This is a genomic window from Paenibacillus sp. JJ-100, from assembly GCF_948329825.1.
Taxonomy (GTDB): domain Bacteria; phylum Bacillota; class Bacilli; order Paenibacillales; family Paenibacillaceae; genus Paenibacillus.
Genome location: NZ_CAOJCM010000005.1, coordinates 129,154 through 151,847, shown reverse-complemented (window position 1 = coordinate 151,847; position 22,694 = coordinate 129,154). Strand labels below are relative to the sequence as shown.

General features: G+C 48.1%; 23 protein-coding genes. 22 read left to right on the top strand and 1 reads right to left on the bottom strand.

Annotation, left to right across the window (positions count from 1 at the left end; all coding sequences use genetic code 11):
• Positions 1-222: 222 nt before the first annotated feature.
• The 16 genes from PQG66_RS18895 (at position 223) to PQG66_RS18820 (ending at position 17,874) form a co-directional block, all read left to right on the top strand.
• Positions 223-1,872 (top strand): ABC transporter substrate-binding protein, encoded by a 1,650-nt coding sequence (locus tag PQG66_RS18895; protein WP_272039354.1) that lies wholly within the window; start codon positions 223-225, stop codon positions 1,870-1,872.
• Between the two features lie 75 nt (positions 1,873-1,947).
• Positions 1,948-2,880 (top strand): ABC transporter permease, encoded by a 933-nt coding sequence (locus PQG66_RS18890; RefSeq protein ID WP_272039353.1) that lies wholly within the window; start codon positions 1,948-1,950, stop codon positions 2,878-2,880.
• Positions 2,881-2,950: 70 nt separating this feature from the next.
• Complete coding sequence (locus PQG66_RS18885; RefSeq protein WP_272039352.1) at positions 2,951-3,883, top strand: ABC transporter permease; 933 nt, start codon at positions 2,951-2,953, stop codon at positions 3,881-3,883.
• 24 nt (positions 3,884-3,907) lie between these two features.
• Complete coding sequence (ssuE, locus tag PQG66_RS18880) at positions 3,908-4,456, top strand: NADPH-dependent FMN reductase (RefSeq protein ID WP_272039351.1); 549 nt, start codon at positions 3,908-3,910, stop codon at positions 4,454-4,456.
• Positions 4,457-4,502: 46 nt separating this feature from the next.
• Positions 4,503-5,375, top strand: a complete 873-nt coding sequence (locus PQG66_RS18875; protein ID WP_272039350.1) for a LysR family transcriptional regulator — start codon at positions 4,503-4,505, stop codon at positions 5,373-5,375.
• 69 nt (positions 5,376-5,444) lie between these two features.
• Complete coding sequence (locus PQG66_RS18870; RefSeq protein ID WP_272039349.1) at positions 5,445-6,725, top strand: amidohydrolase; 1,281 nt, start codon at positions 5,445-5,447, stop codon at positions 6,723-6,725.
• Between the two features lie 367 nt (positions 6,726-7,092).
• Complete coding sequence (locus PQG66_RS18865) at positions 7,093-7,959, top strand: diaminopimelate epimerase (RefSeq protein WP_272039348.1); 867 nt, start codon at positions 7,093-7,095, stop codon at positions 7,957-7,959.
• 58 nt (positions 7,960-8,017) lie between these two features.
• Positions 8,018-8,815 carry a methyltransferase domain-containing protein gene (locus tag PQG66_RS18860; protein ID WP_272039347.1) on the top strand — a complete coding sequence of 266 codons (798 nt, stop codon included), beginning with the start codon at positions 8,018-8,020 and terminating at the stop codon, positions 8,813-8,815.
• 68 nt (positions 8,816-8,883) lie between these two features.
• Positions 8,884-10,176, top strand: coding sequence for an opine metallophore biosynthesis dehydrogenase (locus PQG66_RS18855; protein WP_272039346.1), 1,293 nt, complete (start codon positions 8,884-8,886; stop codon positions 10,174-10,176).
• 103 nt (positions 10,177-10,279) lie between these two features.
• Positions 10,280-11,905: a nickel ABC transporter substrate-binding protein gene (gene cntA, locus PQG66_RS18850; RefSeq protein ID WP_442955129.1), complete on the top strand. Its 1,626-nt coding sequence runs from the start codon at positions 10,280-10,282 to the stop codon at positions 11,903-11,905.
• Between the two features lie 13 nt (positions 11,906-11,918).
• A complete protein-coding gene (opp1B, locus tag PQG66_RS18845) occupies positions 11,919-12,851 on the top strand; it encodes a nickel/cobalt ABC transporter permease (RefSeq protein WP_272039345.1) in 933 nt (310 codons plus the stop codon).
• Positions 12,851-13,747, top strand: a complete 897-nt coding sequence (gene cntC, locus PQG66_RS18840) for a staphylopine uptake ABC transporter permease subunit CntC (RefSeq protein WP_272039343.1) — start codon at positions 12,851-12,853, stop codon at positions 13,745-13,747. Before opp1B ends, cntC begins: the two co-directional genes overlap by 1 nt.
• Entirely contained in the window at positions 13,728-14,537 is an 810-nt protein-coding gene (cntD, locus tag PQG66_RS18835) for a staphylopine uptake ABC transporter ATP-binding protein CntD (RefSeq protein WP_272039342.1), read from the top strand. The genes cntC and cntD overlap by 20 nt, the downstream gene beginning before the upstream one ends.
• Positions 14,538-15,290: an ABC transporter ATP-binding protein gene (locus PQG66_RS18830; RefSeq protein ID WP_272039340.1), complete on the top strand. Its 753-nt coding sequence runs from the start codon at positions 14,538-14,540 to the stop codon at positions 15,288-15,290.
• A 92-nt stretch (positions 15,291-15,382) separates the two neighbouring features.
• A complete protein-coding gene (gene cntE, locus PQG66_RS18825; RefSeq protein WP_272039339.1) occupies positions 15,383-16,576 on the top strand; it encodes a staphylopine family metallophore export MFS transporter CntE in 1,194 nt (397 codons plus the stop codon).
• 101 nt (positions 16,577-16,677) lie between these two features.
• Entirely contained in the window at positions 16,678-17,874 is a 1,197-nt protein-coding gene (locus PQG66_RS18820; protein WP_272039338.1) for a GTP-binding protein, read from the top strand.
• 37 nt (positions 17,875-17,911) lie between these two features.
• Here the strand turns inward: PQG66_RS18820 and PQG66_RS18815 are convergent, their stop codons facing one another.
• Positions 17,912-18,967, bottom strand: a complete 1,056-nt coding sequence (locus PQG66_RS18815) for a helix-turn-helix transcriptional regulator (protein ID WP_272039337.1) — start codon at positions 18,965-18,967, stop codon at positions 17,912-17,914.
• A gap of 320 nt (positions 18,968-19,287) precedes the next feature.
• On the opposite strand from PQG66_RS18815, the gene modA reads away from it, so the two are divergent.
• From modA to PQG66_RS18785, 6 genes are all read left to right on the top strand, one after another.
• Positions 19,288-20,169 carry a molybdate ABC transporter substrate-binding protein gene (gene modA, locus PQG66_RS18810; RefSeq protein WP_272039336.1) on the top strand — a complete coding sequence of 294 codons (882 nt, stop codon included), beginning with the start codon at positions 19,288-19,290 and terminating at the stop codon, positions 20,167-20,169.
• Positions 20,166-20,843 (top strand): molybdate ABC transporter permease subunit, encoded by a 678-nt coding sequence (modB, locus tag PQG66_RS18805; protein WP_272039335.1) that lies wholly within the window; start codon positions 20,166-20,168, stop codon positions 20,841-20,843. The genes modA and modB overlap by 4 nt, the downstream gene beginning before the upstream one ends.
• Before the next feature lie 207 nt (positions 20,844-21,050).
• A complete protein-coding gene (locus PQG66_RS18800) occupies positions 21,051-21,383 on the top strand; it encodes a hypothetical protein (RefSeq protein ID WP_272039334.1) in 333 nt (110 codons plus the stop codon).
• 247 nt (positions 21,384-21,630) lie between these two features.
• Positions 21,631-21,918, top strand: coding sequence for a nucleoside-diphosphate sugar epimerase (locus PQG66_RS18795; protein WP_272039333.1), 288 nt, complete (start codon positions 21,631-21,633; stop codon positions 21,916-21,918).
• 23 nt (positions 21,919-21,941) lie between these two features.
• On the top strand, positions 21,942-22,283 hold the full coding sequence (locus PQG66_RS18790) for a restriction endonuclease subunit S (RefSeq protein ID WP_272039331.1): 342 nt from the start codon (positions 21,942-21,944) through the stop codon (positions 22,281-22,283).
• The gene (locus tag PQG66_RS18785) at positions 22,280-22,579 is read left to right on the top strand and encodes a hypothetical protein (protein ID WP_272039330.1); all 300 of its coding nucleotides are present in this window, start codon (positions 22,280-22,282) and stop codon (positions 22,577-22,579) included. Before PQG66_RS18790 ends, PQG66_RS18785 begins: the two co-directional genes overlap by 4 nt.
• Positions 22,580-22,694: the final 115 nt, after the last annotated feature.

The window sequence follows — 22,694 nt, the reverse complement described above, 5'->3', positions numbered from 1 at the left end:
TCATCATTTAATTGTTTTAATTCATGTTATTAAGATGCGATAAATCTAACCTGTGTAAAATGAAGTGCAAATACATCTGGATCACAGGGCTAATAAAGTTGATAAAGTTAATGAGTTCTTTTTGTCTTAAAACCTACTTTTCTCATAGGGAATATAAATTATATAGAGGTTTGCTTACCGTAGCACATTAATGACACCTGTATACACAGAGGGGGAAGCGATATGAACAAGTCTATTTCATGGACAAAAGTTGTGGCGTTGGCCGTAGCATTGGTGATGGTTTTGTCCGGATGCGGAGCAGCGTCAGGAGGCAAAACCAGCGGTGCGGCACAGGCTTCCGCCGGCGGGGGTCAGGCTGGTAAAGCAGAAGGTGGTAACCTCACCTTTGCGCTAGCCACTTCACCGGATACGCTCGACCCACATCGCAGTGGGCTTGCCGTAGCCGTACGAGCGATTCGCACGATCTACGACAATCTGGTGGTTCAGCTGCCCGATGGCTCTATCAAACCTTGGCTAGCCAAGGAATGGAGTGTATCGAAGGACGGCAAAAGTTATACCTTCAAGCTGCGTGAGGACGTGAAATTCCATGATGGAACTCCGTTTAATGCAGAAGCGGTGAAGTATAATCTGGATCGGGTCATTGATCCGGCCACCAAAGCTGCCAATTCCCTAGCCCTGATTAGACCTTATAGCTCCTCCGAAGTCATTGATGAATATACGATCAAAGTCAATCTGGATGCGCCTTCGCAGGCATTTCTCGGTAACCTGAGTCAGGCATTACTGGGAATCGTGTCTCCAACGGCTGCGAAGAAATATGGGGATCAACTGGGCAAAAATCCAGTAGGCACGGGCCCGTATACCTTTGTGAAATGGGATGAAAATGCAGATATCGTTGTAGCCAAAAACAAGGATTACAACTGGGGCCCGGATACGGTTGAGAACAAAGGGGCTCCTTATATCGATACGATCACGTTTAAAATTGTACCGGAAGAAGCAACACGCATCGGAAGTGTGCAAAGCAAGCAGGTGTTTGCCGCAGAGACCGTACCGCCGCAAAATATCGCTGCGCTGAAAAATGATCCAAACCAGCAATTGTTGCAGGCTAACACCGTTGGACTGCCGTATACCCTCTTTTTCAATTTGCGCAAGGCACCTTGGGATGATGTAAAAGTAAGGCAAGCGGTACAATCCGCTGTAGACGTCGAGTCCATTGTGAAAACCTTGTATCTGGGTAACTACGAGCGCGCATGGTCTGCATTGTCTCCAGGCATTCTCGGCTATGACAAGGCGCTTGAAGGAAGCATCACCCCGGATATCAACCGCGCGAACCAGCTGCTGGATGAGCAGGGCTGGGTTAAGGGGACTGACGGGATTCGTGTCAAAGACGGGAAGAAGCTGACCCTGCGTTATGTGGATGGCTCTCCTAACCGGGAGAAACGGAATGACATTGCTGCGGTCATCCAGCAACAGCTGAAACCGCTGGGCATTGCGGTAGAAGTAGTGATTACCAAAGACATTGCTACTGTGATCTATCAGAACTGGGATTATGATCTGTATGGCAACAGCCAGGTCAACTCCGATCCAAACGCCTTATATGCTTTCTATCATACAAGTGCGGAAGGGGAACGCCCCACATTATCCGGTTTGTCTGATTCAGAGATCGATCAACTGTTAGAGCAGGGAGCGGTAGAGTCGGATTCGGCGAAAAGGGTAGAGATCTACAGTCAGATTCAGAAATATCTCATTGAACAAGCAGTTATTTTGCCAATATACGTATTTCCGTACACGGTGGCAGCATCCAAAAACGTTGAAGGGTTCAAGTTTGATTCACTAGGTTATCCACTTTTTAACGATGTACGTATCCAGCCATAATTCAAGTGCTGTATCCAGACATCACTCCAACACGGCGCACAGCCTATTCCGGATTCAGAAAGGAGCCATCCCGGTATGATTCAACTGATCTTTTCACGGCTTGCAACGTCGCTTTTCGTTATATTTGGAGCTTCGATGCTGGTGTACTGCATCATGTATCTTCTGCCGGGTGATCCGGTGCTGCTTATGCTGGACCCGTCCTCGGCTACCCCGGAGATGATTGCCAATCTCCGGACACAGCTTGGGCTGGATCAACCCTTTTATATCCAGTTTGCGAACTACTTTGGCAATATGCTGCGCGGGGATTTTGGTCAATCCATGGTCAATTCCGATCCGGTATTACCTAAAATTCTGGAGCACTTCCCGGCAACACTGGCATTAACGGCACTCAGCTCGCTGATCGCCATCACGATCGGAATTACACTTGGCGTTCTGTCGGCCATTCACCGGAATGGTGTAATTGATTTGGTGTCTCGAGTCGTTGGATTGTTCGGCATATCGATGCCCACCTTCTGGACCGGCATTTTACTCATTCTGTTATTTTCTGTTCAGCTCGGCTGGTTTCCGGCGATGGGTTCGGACGGCTTCAGTTCATTGGTGCTTCCGGCAGCCACACTTGGACTTGTCGGTGCAGGATTCATTGTGCGCATGGTTCGCAACAGCATGCTTGAAGTGATCAACGAACCATTTATCGTTGCTTTGCGAGCCAAAGGATTGTCTAAACGTGCCATCATGTACGGTCATGCACTGCGTAATGCATTGATCCCTGCGGTAACGGTCATCGGTATGTTGATCGGGGATTTGCTGGCAGGTACCGTTGTTGTAGAGACCGTATTCTCCAGACAAGGAATCGGACGCATTATTGCCGATGCGCTGATGGCGAAGGATTTGCCAGTGGTGCAGGGGGTAGTGTTTTTTACATCCCTCATCTATGTCGTGTTGAATTTGCTGATAGACATCTCATATTCATACATTGATCCTCGGGTTCGGCGGGCTGCCCGTACATGATACAGGTCAGGAACATCGCATCAGGAGCATGAAGAATGGGAAGAGGCAGGGGGAGGAGGCATTCATTTTTATGAGTATGAAACCTTTGGTTGGTGACAAAAAGACATGGGCAGGAGTTGTAGGAAATGTAGGGAAAGCTCGTCTGTGGAGATGGAATCGCCTTCCTTGGCGGCATCGTGTTTCATCTGCAGTATCGCGATTGTTTTTGTATACCGCCCTGCTCATTGTCCTTTTTATTGTGGCCTGTGCCATCGTGCCCGGCTGGATCGCTCCTTATGATCCAACACAGATGATGACGGAAGCCATCCTTCAGTCTCCTTCTGCTGCGCACCTGTTTGGTACAGATTATTTCGGCCGAGACATCTTTAGTGTGATTGTGCATGGCAGCCGGGATTCCTTGCTGATCGGTTTTGCTTCCGTGCTTGTTGGTGGTCTCGTCGGAAGTGCTCTAGGCATCCTAGCGGGATATGCAGGAGGAAGGGTTGACACGGTAACGATGCGGGCTGTGGATATTCTTATGGCTGTACCAGGTGTGTTACTCGCCTTATCTGTTGCCGCGGCGCTTGGGCCAGGACTGCTGAATATTGCACTGGCTGTTGCAGTAGCCTCGATACCAGGCTATGCAAGGGTGATGCGTGGCCAGGTGATGTCTGTCAAAAATCAACCCTTCATTACAGCAACACGTTCACTGGGCGGTTCCAATGCTCGCATTTTCTGGAAACATGTCCTGCCACACTCCTTGTCTCCGCTGCTCGTGATGGCAACGCTGGGTGTAGGTACCTCCATCCTGACAGGGTCGGGACTCAGTTTTCTCGGACTCGGGGTGTTGAAAGAAATTCCGGATTGGGGTGCTCTACTGTCTCAAGGGAGAGGTTACCTAACAGTAGCTTGGTGGATTTGCACATTCCCCGGGCTGGCCATTACGTTGTTTGTCCTGGCTGTAAATCTGATTGGGGACGATATTCGCGATCGACTTGATCCAAAAGTTAAAGGAGCGGCTTGACCGCATTCGAAGGAGGAAAATAACATGCAACATGTTGTCATTATTGCTGGAACCCCGTCCAAGAGATCACGTTTGACGGGGCTTACGGATTATAGCAGCCAAACGTTAAGCAAAGCTGGTATTTCCGTTGAAGTGATTTCGGTGACCGATTTGCCGGCTGAAGATCTGGTGCAGGCAAAGTTCGACAGCCCGGCCATTCTGGATGCACTTGCCATTGTCGAAGCAGCGGATGCCGTTATTGTGGCTACTCCTGTATATAAGGCAGCCTATTCCGGTGTGCTCAAGCTTTTTCTCGACTTGATTCCACAAGAAGGATTACGAGATAAGGTGACCCTCCCCCTTGTCATTGGCGGTTCGATTGCACATTTGCTAGCTATTGATTATGCATTGAAGCCTGTGCTTGCCGCACTCGGCGGACGCCATATTCTTGGCGGCGTATACGCAGTGGATCAGGCGATTGAACGCAATGAGGACGGAACATTTACACTCGCGGCAGACATTACAGCCCGTTTAGATCGATCCTTGGAAGAATTACGATTGACACTGGAAAAAAATGAGATTACGATAACCTAAAACCAAGTATTTTTATAGGGGAAATTAAGTATTTACGGAGGCGCCCATGAATATAGAAAACATTGAAGCGTTTGTACATATCAATCATTACGGAAGCTTCAATAAGGCGGCTGAAGTACTCTTCTTGTCCCAGCCCTCGGTTACGGCACGTATTCAATCACTGGAAAGGGAGCTGGGATGCAAGCTGTTTGACCGACTGGGCAAGCAAATTGTGCTGACGGATGAAGGCCGCAAATTTTTGCCGTATGCGCAACAGGTGTTGCAAGTCATTCAGAAGGGCAGACAGAACATTCAGCAACGCAAGACGACACCAGAGACACTTCGCCTAGGCAGTACCGTATCCGTATCTAATTATGTCATTCCCGATTTTTTGCCCCGAATCAAGGAAGCATACCCTGAAGTGAATATCAAACTGACAACGGCAACAACGGATCAACTGATTGCCAAACTGCTCAGTCAGGAGATCGATCTGGCGTTTGTACGCAAGGTGATGCACCCTGCGATTCGTACCGTTGCTTTTTACGAAGATTCGATACAGCTGTATGTATACAAAGGGCATCCCTTCATTAAGAGGGGACATATCAGGATGGAGGCGATTCGGAATGAACAGCTGGTCTTTTTCGAATGTGGCTCACTGGACTGGCTTCGAATTCACCGGGCTTTCGACTCACTGGAGCATCCGCCGGATATTACATATCATGTCGATAATTCGGAAACAGCAAAGAAACTGGTTATGCAAAGTGCGGGGATCGCTTTTCTCCCAGGGTTAACGGTAAAGAAGGAGGTAGATCGTCAGGAGTTGTTCCCCATTCAAGTCCATGAGGTGGCAGGTGTATCGCTACAGATCAGTGTTGTGACCTTAAAAGAAGAATATTCGCCATTTGCAGAGCCTTTTGGGGAACTGTTGAGGCAACTATAGATTGGAATGAAAGTCCTCGAAAACAGAAGCAACAATTGGATAGATTCAGCTGGAAAGGGGGATACAGGGATGAAAAGTAATCTGGAGCAGCCGAGAGGGCAGTTAAAGCAGTGGGAGGATGAGCAACATAAAGTCGAGCAGAGAGAGCAAGGGCAGGATGAGAGAACGTTGGATCAGCAACATGTGCTGCCATGGGGATGGAATACGGAGCAAGAGAAGGAGCTTGCAGCATATCTGATCGCAATTCGGCGGCATCTACATCGCAACCCGGAACTTTCTGGTGAGGAAAAGGAAACGACAGCAGCTATTCGCAGTTGGCTGGAAGAGGAAGGCATTTATCTTGCCGATGAGTATAAACTGCGGACAGGACTTGTTGCTGAGATTGGGCAGGGAAACGGCCCTGTCGTTGCGCTGCGAGCGGACATAGACGCCCTGCCAATTCAGGAGGAAACCAAGCTGGAGTTTGCTTCACGGATCGCAGGTCGAATGCATGCATGTGGGCATGATGCGCACACAGCTATTTTGATTGGAGCCGCACGGTTATTGAAACAGCGTGAATCCAGTTTGCCCGGGAGGGTGAGATTGATTTTTCAACCTTCAGAGGAGAAGGCAACAGGTGCACGGCAAGTCATTCAGAGCGGCGCACTCGCCGATGTTCAGGCTATATTTGGTTTACACAATAAACCGGATCTGCGAGTAGGCACAGTGGGTATTCGCGAAGGTGCATTGATGGCATCAGCGGATGGTTTTGTCGTTCATGTGCAAGGTGTGGGAACCCATGCGGCTGTGCCTGAGGCAGGCATCGATCCGATTGTGGTTGCTGCCCATATCGTCACCGCACTGCAGTCGATTGTGAGCCGGAATGTAGGTGCTCAGGAGAGTGCTGTACTCAGCGTTACGAAAATAAACAGCGGTACAGCTTGGAACGTTATTCCGGAGGAAGCGATACTTGACGGCACAGTACGTACGTTTGATGAGAAGGTGCGCTCCCGGATTCGGGAACGTTTCAACCAGGTCGTAGCTGGTGTGGCTGCAGCCTATGGCACAACTGCGACAGTGCGCTGGATTCAGGGGCCACCTGCTGTGGTCAATGATGAATCGCTGACATTGGATGCAGAACAAGTCGTTCGTGAGCTCGGATTGAACCATGTCAGACCGCTGCCTTCGCCGGCAGGAGAGGATTTTTCCTTTTATCAAAAAGAAGTGCCGGGTCTGTTCCTCTTTCTCGGAACATCGGGGCCGCATGAGTGGCACCATCCGGGCTTTGATGTAGATGAGCAGGCGCTACCAATAGGTGCACATCTGCTGGCAGGACTGGCTGAGCAGGCTTTGAAACGTCTACAAGCTTAAAGTGGCACTGATGTCGAAAAGAAGTTTATGCGTAATATCCAGTTTAGGAAAATAGATGTAATATACTGAAATGTAATCGTATATGCATTTGTAACGGTATTTCTATTTCTGTTTATATTAATATTTGCATTGGTATATGCTTTTATATTATCTATTTATTTGCTTCAGAGCTGACGCTGGTTGTCAGCTCTATTTTGTGTATTGATGAATAGTGCTTTTTGAACAGGTATATGGAAAAAAATGTTGACGCCCCCCAATGAGTGTGCTATATTTTTCTCGTCCATTAATCGTAATTATTACTATTAATTAAAGCATAAGCAAACGGAGCACTTCATTTCGAATTCAAAGAACAGGAGCAGCCACCGCGATGAAACAAGAAATTGATTTTATCAAATGTAATCCAACGCAGAACATGACCATTCTGGTGAGGACGAATCATGCAGCTGAACATTACGGTGATATTGCTTCCAGTCTGATGTCCTATGGTCATGTTTATGCTGAACAAGTCGGATTTATTGAGCAGTCACGAAGGCAGGAAGCTGCTGCCCGTCTGGAGATGGCTGGAGGAGAATTTTGCGGTAATGCCTGTATGGCACTGGCAGCTCATATGGCATCGGAAACAGGGTTGGAGGAGCAGGCATCCATGAGTATTAAACTGGATGTTTCGGGCTCAGCAGACCTGATTGTCTGCCATGTGAAGAGGCAGGAGCATCGGTACGATTGTCGGGTGAGCATGCCTGTTCCTGAGCAGATTGAGCGACGTATGATTACGTTTGAAGCGATGGAGCTAGAGATGGTCATTGTACGATATGCCGAGTTCATTCACATCGTCATTGAAGTGCAGGACTTGGATGACGTGATGAAACAAAGAGCACAGCATCTCGCACGGCTGTTAGGAATCACCATGGGAAATAAAATGATCGGCATTTTGTTGTATGATCCCACTACGAAAGAGATGACCCCACTCATTTACGTCCCTAAGCTGGACAGTCTGATCTGGGAGAGAGGATGTGGATCGGGTACGGCTTCGGTAGGCGCTTATCTGGCCTGGCGTGGACAGAGCGAAGTCACCCAGTGGATCAAGCAGCCTGGAGGTACCATTATGGTGACCGCTCAGTGGAATGAAGAAGGTGTGAATGACATTACGATTGAGGGTACTGTCGAAATTGTTGCTTGTGGCACGGCTTTCATTGATACCTCGTTGGAACAGAGCAGAAGCATCGTAGAGGTCTGAGAGGACTTGAGATGGGATGTATGATAGCTTGACCATTACAGGTGTAGGAGGAAAGACAATGATTACGTTGATCCATTTGGAGACCAGACTACATGCCTTTGCCGAACAATTTGGCAAGCTTGCAGTCAGATATGATCAGACGCTTAAGCACAGCGAGGAACTGGAAACGGTTATCAATGAATATTCGCGGTTTGTGACTGCACCTGATCACAAGATCGCTTGGGATATGTTGAAACAGGTAGAGCTGGAGGAACTTGAACCACTGATTCACCAGTTGAGACACCAATCTGCTCAGTGTGTTGCGATTATGGAGAAATACCGGGCATTGAAGCTGCAGGATGGAGAAGTGCAGATTGCAGATTATTTTAAAAATATCGAAGAGTGCATCGATAAGGAGTTTGGTCGCTTTCAGGTGACATCTCAATCCAAAGTGCTGCTGGTGGGTTCCGGTTCATTTCCGATGACCCCTCTACTGATCGCCAAACGAACCGGAGCCGAGGTGGTTGGCATTGATATCGATGCAGAGGCCATTAGGCTTGGGCGAAACGTTGTGGAGAAGCTTGGAGCAGGTCTGAACATTCGTTTAGAGCATTTGCTGCTGGAGGATCTGGCGTATACCAGAGAGGCGACACATATTATTTTCAGCTCCACGGTGGCTAACAAGTATGACTTGCTCGATCAATTACATGCACTGACCAATGAACAAGTGGTTGTAGCCATGCGGTATGGCGATCAGTTGAAATCACTGTTTAACTATCCCATGAAAGAGACAGATCGACGCAAATGGAGGTTGGCAGACAATATCGTGCGCCCGGATGATGTGTTTGATATTGCATTATACCAGAAGGTTCTGTAATTGAATTAAAGTGAAGCGAAGTAAAATCTGGTCGATGAGTTATTCATCAAGTCACAAAGGAGGTCTATATGAGCGACATTGAACGAGTTCTGTTATGCGGTACAGGGCCTGCGTCCATACAGCTTGCGGTCGTCCTTAAAATGTATTTGGACTGTCACATTGGTTTGGCGGGCAGAGAATCGGTGCGGTCAGCATCATTCTATGCATCACTCGAAGAGAGCCAGCAGCAGATGCAGGTAACCATTCAAAATGAGAAGCATCATCCTTTGGCAGGGGAATGTAAGGTGGATCAAGTGTTTAAAGGTTACAGCACGATTGAAGGGGAGTGGGATACGATTATTTTAGCTGTCACTACCGATGCGTATATCGATGTATTACAGCAAATCCATGTTCGGTTCATCAAACAACTGAAATGCGTCATTTTGGTTTCTCCAACCTTTGGTTCCAGCCTTCTGGTGAGGCAGTATATGCTTGCGCGGGATGCAACTCCTGAAATCATCAGCTTCTCCACTTATCTGGGGGATACTCGCTGGATGCACGAAGAGCCGTCCAATGAGGTCATCACAACAGGGGTTAAAAAGAAGGTCTATATTGGCTCAACGGTTCCCTCTTCAGGCTATGTGCAACGTTTGTGTGAGTTGTTCGAGCGGTTGCATATTTCACTGGCAATCATGTCTTCTCCGCTGGAAGCCGAAACGAGAAATATTTCGCTGTATGTACATCCACCATTGTTTATGAATGATTTTTCGTTAGAGGCGATCTTCGGTGAACAGGGGGTTCAAACATATGTTTACAAGTTATATCCTGAAGGGCCCATTACACCAGCACTGATTCGTAGTATGCGGTCACAGTGGCAGGAGATCGAACAGATTACAGACCGACTCCATATTCAGGGAGTGAATCTGCTGCAGTTCATGACGGATGACAATTATCCGGTTCGATTAGAGAGTTTGTCACGTCAGGATATCGATCAATTTTGTCAATTCCAGCCCATCCATCAAGAGTTTCTATTGTACATACGGTACGCCTCGTTATTGATTGATCCGTTCTCGCAGCCGGATGCTGCTGGAACCTATTTTGACTTCTCAGCCGTACCATTCCGCCGGATATTTATGAACCGTGAGGGAGAACTCGACGTTCCCAGAATGCCGAAAGAAGATTATTACCGTATCAAAATCATTCAAGGCATCGCCAGATATGTGAATGTCGATTGTCCAACCATTGATCATTTCATTGCCATATATGAAGCGAAACTTCAGGAAGTCACACGTTTATACACAGAGCAGCGCCTGTCCAAAGCGTTTGTGATCCAGTCGTTTCAACAGGATATTGATATGATCTGCAATGGACTCACCGTGTAGTAGGATCTAGTCTCACGTCTTAAGAGATGGGGCTGCAGTGGAAGTGGCGTGATGTAATGCATGGAACAGCTTGAATCTAACTTACTTATCAGGGGGGACCGTAGTGAGAAAAAACCATACTTTATCACGGGTCGTAACACTGGTCGCTGTCATGGCGATCGTCTCGGGCTGTGCTCAGAATGACATGAAGAAAAATACCCAAGCGGCATCACAAGTCAGCGGGGTCACCAATGAAATTGTCTATGCATCTGCTAAAGATATCAATGATATGAATCCACATCTGTACACCGGGTCCATGCCTGCACAAGGTATGGTGTACGAATCCCTCGTTGAGAACACAGCTGAGGGAATCAAGCCATTGCTGGCAGAATCATGGGACATCTCGAAGGATGGCAGAACCTATACCTTTCATCTGCGAAAAGGGGTGAAGTTCCATGACGGCGAGCCTTTTAACGCCGAGGCAGTCAAGCAGAATCTAGAAGCGGTTCAGGCCAATGCGGAGAAACATGCCTGGATCAAACTTTCCACCAAGCTGAAGGATGTCAGAGTAAAGGATGAGTACACGGTGGAATTGGTTCTGTCAGATGCCTATTATCCTGCTCTGGTGGAGTTGTCCATGACCAGACCGTATGTTTTTATCTCACCGAAGGACTTCATCAATGGCGGAACCAGCGATGGAGTTAACGGTTACCACGGGACTGGACCCTATAAGCTGACGGGGCATAAGGTTGAGGAGAACGCTACATTTGAAGCCAATCCGGAATATTGGGGCGGTGAACCTGCGATCCAGAGAATCACAGCCAAAGTACTTCCGGCTGGGGAAACGACATTTCTGGCACTACAAAAGGGCGAGATTAACTTTGTATTCACCGATGATCGCGGAGCGGACAGCATAGATGTAGAAGCGATGGATCAGCTCGCTGCATCTGGCGAATATCAGGTGGTGCGAAGTGAGGCGATGAACACAGCGATGATTGTGGCGAACAGCAGCAACCAGAGCAGCCCGGTTCGCGAAAAAGCGGTGCGGGAAGCGTTATGGATGAGCATTGACCGGGAGACGATTAGCAAAGATATTTTTAATGGTACACAGACTGTGGCAGACACGTTATTTTCATCTAATGTGAACTACGCCAATGTAGATTTGAAGGTTCGAGCGTATGATCCCGAAGCAGCTAAACGTCTGTTGGATCAGGCCGGTTGGATATGGACAGAGGGGAAAACAGTCCGTACGAAGAGTGGCAAACCGTTAGCGATGAAGCTCTATTACGACAGCAACTCATCTTCTCAGAAGACGCAGGCGGAGTTCATCCAATACGCGATGAAGGAGATCGGGATAGATCTGGATCTGAAAGGGGAAGAATCCTCTTCCATTGCGAACCGGAGAGCGACCGGGGAATATGATCTGTTGTTCAACCAGACCTGGGGCCTGGCATATGACCCGCAGAGCACCATCGCCGCGTTTACATCGGATTCTGCATACAAACATACGACGAGCGGCATTGCCGGAGCAGAAGATTTGTATCGAAAAATCGATCAGGTGATGAGTTCGACGGACGAAGAAACAAGAATAGCGCTATATGCTGATATTCTGAAAATTGTACATGATGAAGCGGTGTTCATCCCGCTTACGAACGGGCGTGTCACTATTGTTGCTCCGAAAGGTCTGCAAGGGATTACCTTTAAACAGACACAGTTTGAATTGCCATTTGAAAAAATGAAATTTGAGTAGAGGGGAGAGGGCCATGGGAAGTTATGTTGCAAGACGACTGCTGCTCACGATTCCTTTGCTGGTTATTACTTCGTTGATTACGTTTCTGTTAATCAACCTCTCTCCACTCGATCCGGCTTTTGTGGTCCTTCAGGCACAAGATGTGCCGCAGATCACCGATGAACTAGTCGCTCAAACGAATGAAGCATTGGGATTCAACCAGCCCTTCCTTATTCGTTATCTGGATTGGATCACGGCTGTCGTACAGTTTGACTTCGGCTATTCTTATGTGTCGGGTGAACCGGTGTGGTCTTTGATCGGGCCGGCGTTGCTGAATACATTAAAACTCACGCTGGTATCGTCCGTCTTCATTATATTGTTATCCATATTGCTGGGTGTACTCTGTGCCTTGAAAGAAGGTAAGCTGCTGGATCAATCGGTCAGAGGTGTCTCCTTTTTCCTAACAGCGATGCCATCTTACTGGCTTGCAGCAATGCTGATCTGGTATTTTTCTGTGAAACTTGACCTGCTTCCAACAAGTGGAATGGATTCTTATCGCAGCTATATTCTACCTGTGGTGGTGATCACAGTTAGTTATACGGGCATTTATTTCAGGACAGTTCGCAGCGCGATGCTGAGCAACATGAATGAGGACTATGTGCTTTATGCCCGCGCAAGCGGCCTGAGTGAGCGGAAAGTCATACTGCACATGTTGCGTAACTCTCTGCAAGTGGCTGTATCTATCTTCTGCATGGCCATTCCTATTGTGCTGGGCAGTACCGTCGTTATTGAAAATGTATTTGCGTGGCCAGGACTTGGACGGCTAAGTGTAAAGTCTATCCTGAGCCGGGATTTCCCAATCATTCAGGCGTATGTGCTTATTTTGGCGGTGACGTTTGTACTGTTTAATATGCTTTCGGACATGATCAATGCTGCGCTGAATCCTCGTTTAAGAAAGGAATCTTGATGCGTATATTCAAAAATCTAAGCCGTGACAAGCTTGCTGTGACCTCTTTTACCATCATTGTTGTAACGATAATTTTAGGCGTATGTGCTCCTCTTTTTGCACCCCATGACCCTGGAGCAGTCAACATGAAGCTTCGCTATGCCTCACCATCCTGGCCTTATCTCCTGGGTAATGATCACCTCGGCCGATGTGTGTTATCCAGACTGATCTACGGTATCCGACCGAGTGTGTTATGGGTGCTGGCGGCACTCGGTTTCTCGGTACTGATTGGTGCGGCAGCAGGATTTGTCGCAGGGTATTTCAAAGGTAAAGTGGATGCGTGGTTGATGCGAATCTGTGATATTATGTTGTCTTTTCCCGGATATGTGATGACACTGGCGGTAGTTGGCATTTTGGGGGCGGGACTGGAAAATATTCTGATCGCCTTTGTCTGCATGAAATGGGCCTGGTTTGCGCGTGTCATTCGGTCATCCGTGATGCAATTTACGGATATGGAGTATGTGAAATTCGCCCAAGCTTCCGGTATACCGAATCTGACCATAATGATGCGGCACATCATACCGGTGACCTTTGCGGATATTGCCGTTATTTCCAGTGGTGCGATGTGTTCGATGATGCTTCAGGTGTCTGGACTGTCCTTTCTGGGACTTGGCATTCAGGCTCCTCATGCCGAGTGGGGCATGATGCTGAATGAAGCGAGGGAAGTCATGTTCTCCAGACCTGAATTGATGCTGGCTCCGGGACTTGCGATCATTGTTGTTGTATCGGCTTTTAATGTGTTGTCGGACGCTCTTCAAGTAGCTCTCGATCCGAAACTTATGACCTTTTCAGGTAAACCGGGTATGTCTCTTGAAAGAGAGGTGAGGAAGGCAGCTTATGAATATAGTCGAGGTTGAACAGCTTAAGGTATGGGATACCCGTACAGATCAAGTGCTCATTCAGGATAGTTCATTTAAGGTGAGGAAAGGGAGTTGCATGGCGATTGTCGGGGAGAGCGGTAGCGGCAAATCGGTCACGTGCAGAGCTTTGATGCGGCTCAACTCATCGCATCTTCGTCAAACGGGAATGATCCGGTTTCAAGGTGAAGACCTGAATCAGCTCTCGGAGCAGGAGATGCGGCGCAGAAGGGGCAAGCATTTGTGTATGATTTTACAGCATGGTATGAGTGCGTTCGATCCCTCTTGTGTAGTCGGTGTGCATATCCGGGAGACGTTGCAGACGCATTATAACTGGAACATTCGTGAGTTGGAGCGGAGAATGTGCCATGGGATGGAAAGTGTCAGGCTCCGCAATCCGGCAGAGATTCTTAACCGATATCCGCACCAACTGTCTGGCGGTATGCTGCAACGAATTATGATTGCGCTAGCACTTGTACTGGAACCGGATGTAATCATCGCGGATGAGCCGACCACGGCGCTGGATACCATCTCCCAATATGAAGTGCTGGAGCAATTGATTCAGCTGCGTGAACGTATCGGCTGCTCCATGATTTTTGTCTCGCATGATCTGGGCGTTGTTCAGAAGATTGCGGACGATGTGCTCGTCATGAAAGATGGACAGATTGTGGAGCAGGGAAGGATGAAGTCTGTATTGCAAGAACCGGCACATGCATATACCCGTTATCTGGTCTCGACCCGGCTGGAACTGAGCAATCATTTCAAAGCATTAATGGAGGAGGGGTCTTAGGTGCTGACGGTAAATGAGGTCGAGAAATCATATGTACAGGGTGGACTGTTCTCCAAGCAACGGCAGCAGGTGTTGAAAAAGGTGACTTTGGAATGCCGGCATGGCGAATGCCTCGGCATTATCGGGGAGAGTGGCAGCGGCAAATCGACACTAGCTCGATTGATGCTTGGGCTGGAGAGCCCGGATCGCGGTACCATCCGGCTACAGGGAAAAGATGTGAAGGATCGTCGTGCTCGCATGGGCCGGATCAGCGCCGTTTTTCAAAACTATACCTCTTCGATCAATCCATTTCTGACAGTGCAGGATGCCATCATGGAGCCGATGAAAGCACTGAAAAAGGCGGGGCAGAGACAGCATCCTCCAGCAATAGTGGATACGCTGCTTGCCCAAGTCGGACTGGACTCTTCGTACCGACACAAGTACCCGCATGAGCTGTCCGGCGGGGAAGCACAGCGAGTCTGTATCGCGAGAGCGATCTCTATAGAACCGCAGTACCTTGTATTGGACGAAGCTGTCAGTTCACTGGATGTGTCCGTTCAGATTCAGGTTTTGCAATTGCTGAGATCGCTCAAGAACCTGTACAAGATGAGTTATATCTTCATTACGCATGATATTCAGGCGGCAGCCTACATCTGCGACAGGCTTGTTTTTTTCAGAGAGGGGCAGATTGAAGAGACGGTTTCGGTTGATCAGTTAAGGAATGTGCAGTCGAGTTATGCCCAACAATTGTTGAATCATCTCATCTCCTTATAGTAAAGACGTGGTGCGTTGCATAGGTGAAACAGAGAGGAGCGTTCGGAGTCGCCAAGATCAGAGATGTTGGAGAGAGAGGGGGAACACCCATTGTGAGGGGAGCAATGTCTTGGCCTTTTCTACGTTTATACATTTTAGTGCTTCTCTATTTTAGTGCCAATGCCATACTGAACGTAATCATTCCGTTGCAAGGGGCATACCTCGGTGCAAGCAGTACGACCATTGGGTTAATTATGGGGGCGTATATGTTTACAACGATGTTTTTCAGACCTTGGGCAGGTAAAATGATTCAAACGTATGGACCGATTAAAATTCTGCGGCTTATTCTGGTCATCAATGGATTGGCATTGGTGCTATACACGTTTACAGGACTAGGCGGTTATCTGATAGCTCGCATTTTACAAGGCATATCGACGGCCTTTTTTTCCATGGCACTGCAGATTGGCATCATTGATGCACTGCCAGAGAAAGACCGCTCGCAGGGTATTTCTTATTATTCGTTGTTCAGTTATATTCCAGGCATTATTGGCCCGGTGCTTGCATTAGCCATTTGGCAGGCCGGAGGGATGCACTATTTTACCGTGGTGCTGATCGGCATTGCTGTCTGTACGGGTGTGTTCGGATATACTGCCAAGATGGAGAAAAATAAGGAGAAACCGCAGCCTGCTACTGAACCTATAGGGCAAAGTTTTAACATGTGGGACTCCTTCGGACAGCTTGTGAAAAATCCATTATTATTCCGTTGCAGTATGCTCATGCTGAGTGCATCGGTTGTATTTGGCGCAGTCACTACGTTTATTCCCCTATATGCCAGTCAGGTTCCAAGCGGTAATGCGGGAGTATATCTGATGCTGCAGGCGGGTACAGTGGTGCTGGCACGAATAGTGCTTCGCAAACGGATTCCTTCGGACGGGAAGTGGCATTCACCGTTTATGATGGCAACCATGTTGTTGCTGGCTGTTGCAGCACAGTGCGTCAGCTTTTCGGTTAGCGGAGGCATAGTTTTCTTCTATATAGGTGCTGTGCTGATGGGAATGGCTCAAGCGATCTTATATCCAACGCTTACGACCTATTTGTCTTTTGTGTTACCTCTCATGAACCGAAATGTACTGATGGGTTTATTTATTGCAACAGCCGATCTGGGGATATCACTGGGCGGCGTAGTTATGGGGCCCGTCGCAGATCTATCCTCCTATTCATTTATGTACATGATCTGTGCCATTCTAGGAGCGCTGATGATTTTATTTGCCTATGAACGGCGTAAAGTGGCTACCGAGCAGCAATGAGATGAATAAGCTTGGTTTTTCTTGGGGAGGGCTTGCAATGGGAATGGTCGTGCAAATCAGCTTCATCTAAAAGGAGATTTTTTGAAAAGGAGTAGAGATATATGAAACAAAAGCAAATTCCGGTTACCGTTCTCAGTGGTTATCTTGGATCAGGCAAAACAACAGTTCTGAATCATGTGCTGCACAATCGCCAAGGGCTGAAAGTAGCTGTTATCGTGAACGACATGAGTGAGGTTAATATCGATGCAGCTATGGTCAAAGGCGAGGGAACGCTATCCCGTACAGAAGAGAAACTGGTAGAGATGTCCAACGGCTGTATCTGCTGCACCCTTCGTGATGATCTTATTCAAGAGGTTGCTAAGCTAGTGAACGAAGGCAAGTACGATTACATTCTGATCGAGTCGACAGGAATTAGCGAACCTGTTCCGGTTGCACAGACATTTACATATGCCGATGAAGAGACAGGCATTGATCTGACACATCTGGCGAAGCTGGATTGTCTCGTCACCGTCGTTGACGCCAATCGGTTCTGGCATGATTATGCCTCGGGACAAAGTTTGCTAGATCGGAACCAGGCTACCGGAGATGAAGATACCCGTGATGTCGTAGATCTGCTCATGGATCAGATTGAAACTTGTGATGTGCTATTGCTGAATAAATGTGATCTGGTTGAGGAATCGGAGCTTCACAAGCTGGAGGGCATTATTCGCAAGTTACAACCGAGTGCGAAAATCATTCGTACCGTGAATGGACAGGTGAATCCAGCAGAGATTCTGAATACTGGACGGTTTGATTTTGATCAAGTGAGTATGTCGGCAGGGTGGATTCAGGAGCTTCAAAAAGAGACTCATACGCCAGAGACCGAAGAATATGGTATCGGATCATTTGTGTATCGCCGTAGGAGACCGTTTCATCCTTCCCGTCTGGCTGAATGGATGAGTTACTGGCCCGAAGAGATTGTACGTGCCAAAGGTCTGGTATGGCTGGCCGCTGAGGGAGATGTTGCCGCCAGCCTCAGTCAGGCGGGTCCATCCATTCAATTCGGTCCTGCCGGGCATTGGGTTGCCGCGCTACCCGAAGCAGACAAGGAAGACATTTTGCGGACAGAGCCTGATGTGCTTGCGAATTGGGATGAACAGTGGGGCGATCGCCAAACCGAACTGGTCATGATCGGCATCCATATGGAACGATCCACCATTGAAGATGAACTGGATCAATGTCTGCTCAGCGATGAAGAGATGCTGGCGGATTGGGGGCAATTGGATAACCCGTTGCCGTGGCCTGTAGATGCTGAATAGTGGGTGATAATATGGGTGAGGGGGAAGCAATTCAAGACTATGCCTCGTATAAAACCTCACCCGTCCGTGAGACATCGTAACCCTCGAACGCTCGTAATTCCTGCCTGAACTCCGCAGACTGAAGGATGTGTAGAACAGAATCAATCCAGGCCTCATTCCCCTGTTTTCTCAGCATGACCAAGTCATAGCGCTCTTGTACCAGCGGAATGAAATCGACTTGCCCAACAAGGCGGGCAGCCTTCTCAATGCCCACACCTACATCGGCTTCGCCGGAGCTGACTTTGGCAGCTACGCCCATATGACTTGTTTCTTCCGTATCATATCCGAGTACTCCCGCAGCAGAGATGCTGTGCAGCCGAAGCTGCTCGTCCAGCAGCACTCGAGCGCCAGAACCTTTTTCTCGATTCACCAGGCGCAGTTCAGGTTGGCTTAGATCGGTCCAATCATTCAACTGACGTGGATTACCACGCGGAACATATAGACCAGCAGGGCGGGACAACAGGTTAACCACAACATAGGACCAGCCTGTTAAAATCTTACGAATATACGGCAGATTATACTCCCCAGTGTCTCCATCCAGCAGGTGAGTACTTACCAGATCGGATTCCCCCCGATACATGGAGATTAGTCCATCCAGACTGCCCATGAAGGAGCGTAGTGGACGAATATCCCGTGATTTCTTCTCCATATGACGCATCAGAATATCCAGACTCACATCCTGCCCTGTAATGACCAGATGACGTACCGCCGCTTGGGATGAAGATACTCCCATATTCTGAGATGTCATTGTCTGAAGCTCTCTGTGACTGGTCCCCGTGAATGATCCTCCAGCTTGGTTCAGTTTCTGGACAAGTTCAGTCGAAGGTTGCTCTGGCGTTGCTCCTGACGATGGAAAATGCTGCACGTGTGAAGGGGACTGGAGCTGCTTCGAGCGACGCTTGTAGGCCTCCAGATCGGCAGCATCGATACGCATTTGTTTGCCTACTCGGTAGGCGACAAGGTCTCCCTTTTTGATCAGGTCATAGACGGTTAATTTGGATATCTTCAGCAGTCTAGCTATGTCTTCGGTCGTGTAGGATTGCTCCTCCGTCATTGGTGAAGAACCTCCTCTATAATTATAAAAGGCGTAACAGCCTGTACGAGTCATCCTATCGTTATCATACTAAACAAACCTTTGCAGAAGTAATTCTATATAACGAGTATTGACCACCCACATATAAGAAGGGGATTTCTTGTACTATACCATTAAATGAAGACGTGCATAAACCTGAGAACGTACAAATATAAAGCTGACATACTAGCTTAGATATTGAAAGTGATTATAGTCACCTTCCTAATTTATGTGTTCTGTGTATAATTAGTTATAATCAATTATATCTAGTTATAACTAAACATAATTTTGGGGGAGAACGGATGCACAAAAGAATTGGATATCTACTTGGGAGCGTGTTCCTGGGACTGGCGCTTGTGCTGGCAGGTTGCGGAGCCAAGGAAGATGTGAATAGACAGGATGCGGCGTCTTCTGCTACTCCTTCAGGGTCCTCTGTACCAACAGCGCCAGGTGACCATACAGCATCGTCAGGACAAGAGCCGCAGGAAAAAGTCGAGCTGACCATATCCGCTGCTGCGAGTCTGACCGATGCCATGCAAGAAATCCAGGCGAACTTTGAACAAGCTAATCCCAATATCAGCCTGAACTTTAACTTCGGGGCATCTGGTGCCTTGCAGCAGCAGATCGAGCAGGGAGCACCTGTGGACATTTTCGTATCCGCTTCAGCCAAAAATATGAAAGCATTAGTTGATGAGAATCTCATCGCATCCACAGACCAGAAGAACCTCCTGCAAAATTCACTAGTGGTTATTGTACCGGCAGATGGGACAAACATCGTGACCAGTGAGAACGATCTGACGCGTGAAGGTATCAAAACTGTAGCCATAGGCATTCCAGAGAGCGTTCCTGCGGGAACGTATGCGAAGGAAGCTCTGACCCATGCAAAGCTATGGGATCAGCTTGGGGAGAAGTTTGTGCAAGGTAAAGACGTCCGGCAGGTTCTGCAATATGTAGGAACTGGTAATGCGGATGCTGGGTTGGTGTATAAAACAGATGCAATGACTTCCAAGCAGGTAAAAATTGCGTTTGAAGTGGATAAAAACAGCTACACACCGGCGAATTATCCGCTGGGCATCATCGATGGTACGAAACATCGCACAGAAGCCGAACAGTTCTATGCTTACCTGCAGACATCAGAAGTGCTGGACATCTTTGCAAAATACGGCTTCTCCGTACCCGAATGAACATACCTGCGATAGACTGGTCCGTATTCTGGCCCCCTGTGCGTTTGTCCCTTCAAGTAGCGCTGTTATCCAGTGTAGTAGCCGTTATCATGGGAGTAGCCGTCGCCTGGAAAATGTCACGTACAGCATTTCGCGGGAAAGTTGTGCTAGAGACCATTCTCATGCTTCCACTTGTACTGCCTCCAACGGTGGTAGGATTCCTACTTCTTGTTATTCTGGGTCGCAGAAGTCTGGTCGGACGTTGGATAGAGACGATCTTCTCATCCCCTGTCATTTTTTCATGGTGGGCAGCGGTCATTGCTTCTGTAGTGGTCGCTTTTCCATTGGTGTATCAGACTATGAAATCCGGTTTTAACGGAGTGGACCGTGATCTGGAGGATGCGGGACGCTCGATCGGAGCTAATGAGTGGCAGGTGTTCCGTTACATTACGCTACCGCTTGCGGGCCGGGCATTGATTACGGCATTCATCCTGGGCTTCGCCCGTGCACTTGGAGAATTCGGTGCAACTTTGATGATTGCAGGCAACATTCCGGGCAAAACACAGACCGTGCCAACAGCTATTTATGTTGCGGTAGATTCGGGGAATCAGCCCATGGCTTGGGCTTGGACAATCTCGATTGTTGTCATCTCCTTTCTAATGTTACTGATGACGAGACAGCAGGCACGACAATAGATCATCATTTTAAGATACGCAACAGACCTGACATATGTCCTAAAAAGGGATGAAAATGATCTTACTGGAAAAGTAAAGCCCTTTTCGGCGAAAAAAAACAAATTTTTTTCCAAATTTCTATCATTCGGCACTCGCTTTCAGGGGGCTTGTTCTGTAAAATAGGAGGTAACTGATTCCAGCCAAGCATTGAAATAAGGAGAGACGACGATGAAGACTAAACCTGATTGCGACGTATCGTTGCAAATCGATGATTATCTGGATCTTTTGCATTTTGCCATCCAAATTCAAGATCACGAATGGCGCCAGTCCCTTATCCAGCAACTCAAAATATTTCAAGCGGCAACGGAGCAGCAACATACTCCTGAAGAAGAATTATGGATGAGATTCGATTACATCAACAGTAAATTGACAGGTCTATGTCATCAGATTCACGCCGCTCATTCTGTGGATGAACGAAAAAAGTTTGAAGAACGTGTTGGCATTTTGCAATTACAGCGAGTGGAAGTGGCACGTAAAATTAAATGGGCCAGCCGCCGATAAAAGAATAGGTTAACAATGTGCATCGATGAACGTACAAAGCCACTCTCCGTATAATAGGGAGGTGGCTTTTTTACTTGTAATTAAGGTGCTACATAATTAATGATATACAGGAGTGAACTAATTTCACGATATAGGCGCAAGCTGGAGTAACTGACACTCCCGGCCCGGCATATGCTGTAGCAGGCAAATGCTGATAGGCCGGGTTTTTCTATAGGTGAAGCAGGCCTTGACCGAAAGGAGGAGCAACATGCAGAGCAAAATCGATGAAATTATTACGCATATTGCGCATTCTCACCAGCAGATTGCACGGGTGTTGGATGCCAAACGTCAGGTCGCTGTACGTATGTCGGAGATCATCCAACACTTGCCCGATATGGAGCCGGAGCTAGATGGGATTGAAGGTCTGCTGGATAGCTCAGGACAGATTAACAAAAGCATTATCTCCTACCTGGGAGGGCTTGCTGACCTGGAAGAAGCTGTAGCCGAGACACTGACCCAGGTTATGCGAGAGATAGCAGTACAAGATGAAGAATAAGCCCGGAAGGCGGGTGATGAAACATGAGCCGAGAACAAAGTCTCATTCTGATGCTGGATGCGGCAGCCAAGATGCAGTGGAACATTGCGCTGATTTTGGAAGCCAAGGCGATTGAGGCAGAGAAGGTAAGAAACTGGACGCTGAATCATCTGAACGGGGATAGCTTTTTGACCCATGGCGACCAGGTAAGCGAGCCACTTAAAATGCATGAGCAGTTGGTGGAACTGCTGGAAGGATTAACCCGGATGGAAACGGGATTATGCAACAATCTTAAGGCCGTGATGGTCCAGAGTGACAGCGAAGATGGTGGCGGGATGGACGGAGGCATGTTTGGCGGCATGGATCTTGGGGATCTAGGAAAATGAGTCTGCTACAGCGTGAGCAGGAGGTTAAACTGGCACTCATTGAATCTATTGCACACAGCCAGCAAGCGCTCGCTCGCATTCTGGACAGTGTAGCCAGTGTATCGTCTCATTCAGAAGTATCTGCCCGCAACCTTGCGGAGAACATCCGCCTGCTTAGTCGTTATCAGGAAGAGATGACTCGGATGGTCACGGGGATCAGGCTGTCCCGAATCCGTCATGGAGAGCCAGGTCTGCCATGGCTCAAAGACCCTGGATGTACTATTCGTGCCGCTGGGAACCTACAGGAGGAATGCTGATATGTTAAAAAAGAAAACTAGGCTGAAATCAAAGCGGGCTTTAGTGGCCCGTGGTGCCCGCCTGCGCAAAATCCGTAAACTGCGCGCATTGAAAACGAAGCGTATCGTTCACAGA

Coding starts and splice junctions, on each gene's coding strand:
- cntD (WP_272039342.1), top strand. CDS start 13,728: ATGAATATAGTCGAGGTTGAACAGCTTAAGGTATGGGATACCCGTACA.
- PQG66_RS18885 (WP_272039352.1), top strand. CDS start 2,951: ATGAGTATGAAACCTTTGGTTGGTGACAAAAAGACATGGGCAGGAGTT.
- PQG66_RS18865 (WP_272039348.1), top strand. CDS start 7,093: ATGAAACAAGAAATTGATTTTATCAAATGTAATCCAACGCAGAACATG.
- PQG66_RS18790 (WP_272039331.1), top strand. CDS start 21,942: ATGAGCCGAGAACAAAGTCTCATTCTGATGCTGGATGCGGCAGCCAAG.
- PQG66_RS18875 (WP_272039350.1), top strand. CDS start 4,503: ATGAATATAGAAAACATTGAAGCGTTTGTACATATCAATCATTACGGA.
- PQG66_RS18855 (WP_272039346.1), top strand. CDS start 8,884: ATGAGCGACATTGAACGAGTTCTGTTATGCGGTACAGGGCCTGCGTCC.
- PQG66_RS18820 (WP_272039338.1), top strand. CDS start 16,678: ATGAAACAAAAGCAAATTCCGGTTACCGTTCTCAGTGGTTATCTTGGA.
- PQG66_RS18785 (WP_272039330.1), top strand. CDS start 22,280: ATGAGTCTGCTACAGCGTGAGCAGGAGGTTAAACTGGCACTCATTGAA.
- opp1B (WP_272039345.1), top strand. CDS start 11,919: ATGGGAAGTTATGTTGCAAGACGACTGCTGCTCACGATTCCTTTGCTG.
- ssuE (WP_272039351.1), top strand. CDS start 3,908: ATGCAACATGTTGTCATTATTGCTGGAACCCCGTCCAAGAGATCACGT.
- PQG66_RS18890 (WP_272039353.1), top strand. CDS start 1,948: ATGATTCAACTGATCTTTTCACGGCTTGCAACGTCGCTTTTCGTTATA.
- PQG66_RS18815 (WP_272039337.1), bottom strand. CDS start 18,967: ATGACGGAGGAGCAATCCTACACGACCGAAGACATAGCTAGACTGCTG.
- modB (WP_272039335.1), top strand. CDS start 20,166: ATGAACATACCTGCGATAGACTGGTCCGTATTCTGGCCCCCTGTGCGT.
- PQG66_RS18860 (WP_272039347.1), top strand. CDS start 8,018: ATGATTACGTTGATCCATTTGGAGACCAGACTACATGCCTTTGCCGAA.
- PQG66_RS18870 (WP_272039349.1), top strand. CDS start 5,445: ATGAAAAGTAATCTGGAGCAGCCGAGAGGGCAGTTAAAGCAGTGGGAG.
- PQG66_RS18800 (WP_272039334.1), top strand. CDS start 21,051: ATGAAGACTAAACCTGATTGCGACGTATCGTTGCAAATCGATGATTAT.
- modA (WP_272039336.1), top strand. CDS start 19,288: ATGCACAAAAGAATTGGATATCTACTTGGGAGCGTGTTCCTGGGACTG.
- PQG66_RS18895 (WP_272039354.1), top strand. CDS start 223: ATGAACAAGTCTATTTCATGGACAAAAGTTGTGGCGTTGGCCGTAGCA.
- cntC (WP_272039343.1), top strand. CDS start 12,851: ATGCGTATATTCAAAAATCTAAGCCGTGACAAGCTTGCTGTGACCTCT.
- PQG66_RS18795 (WP_272039333.1), top strand. CDS start 21,631: ATGCAGAGCAAAATCGATGAAATTATTACGCATATTGCGCATTCTCAC.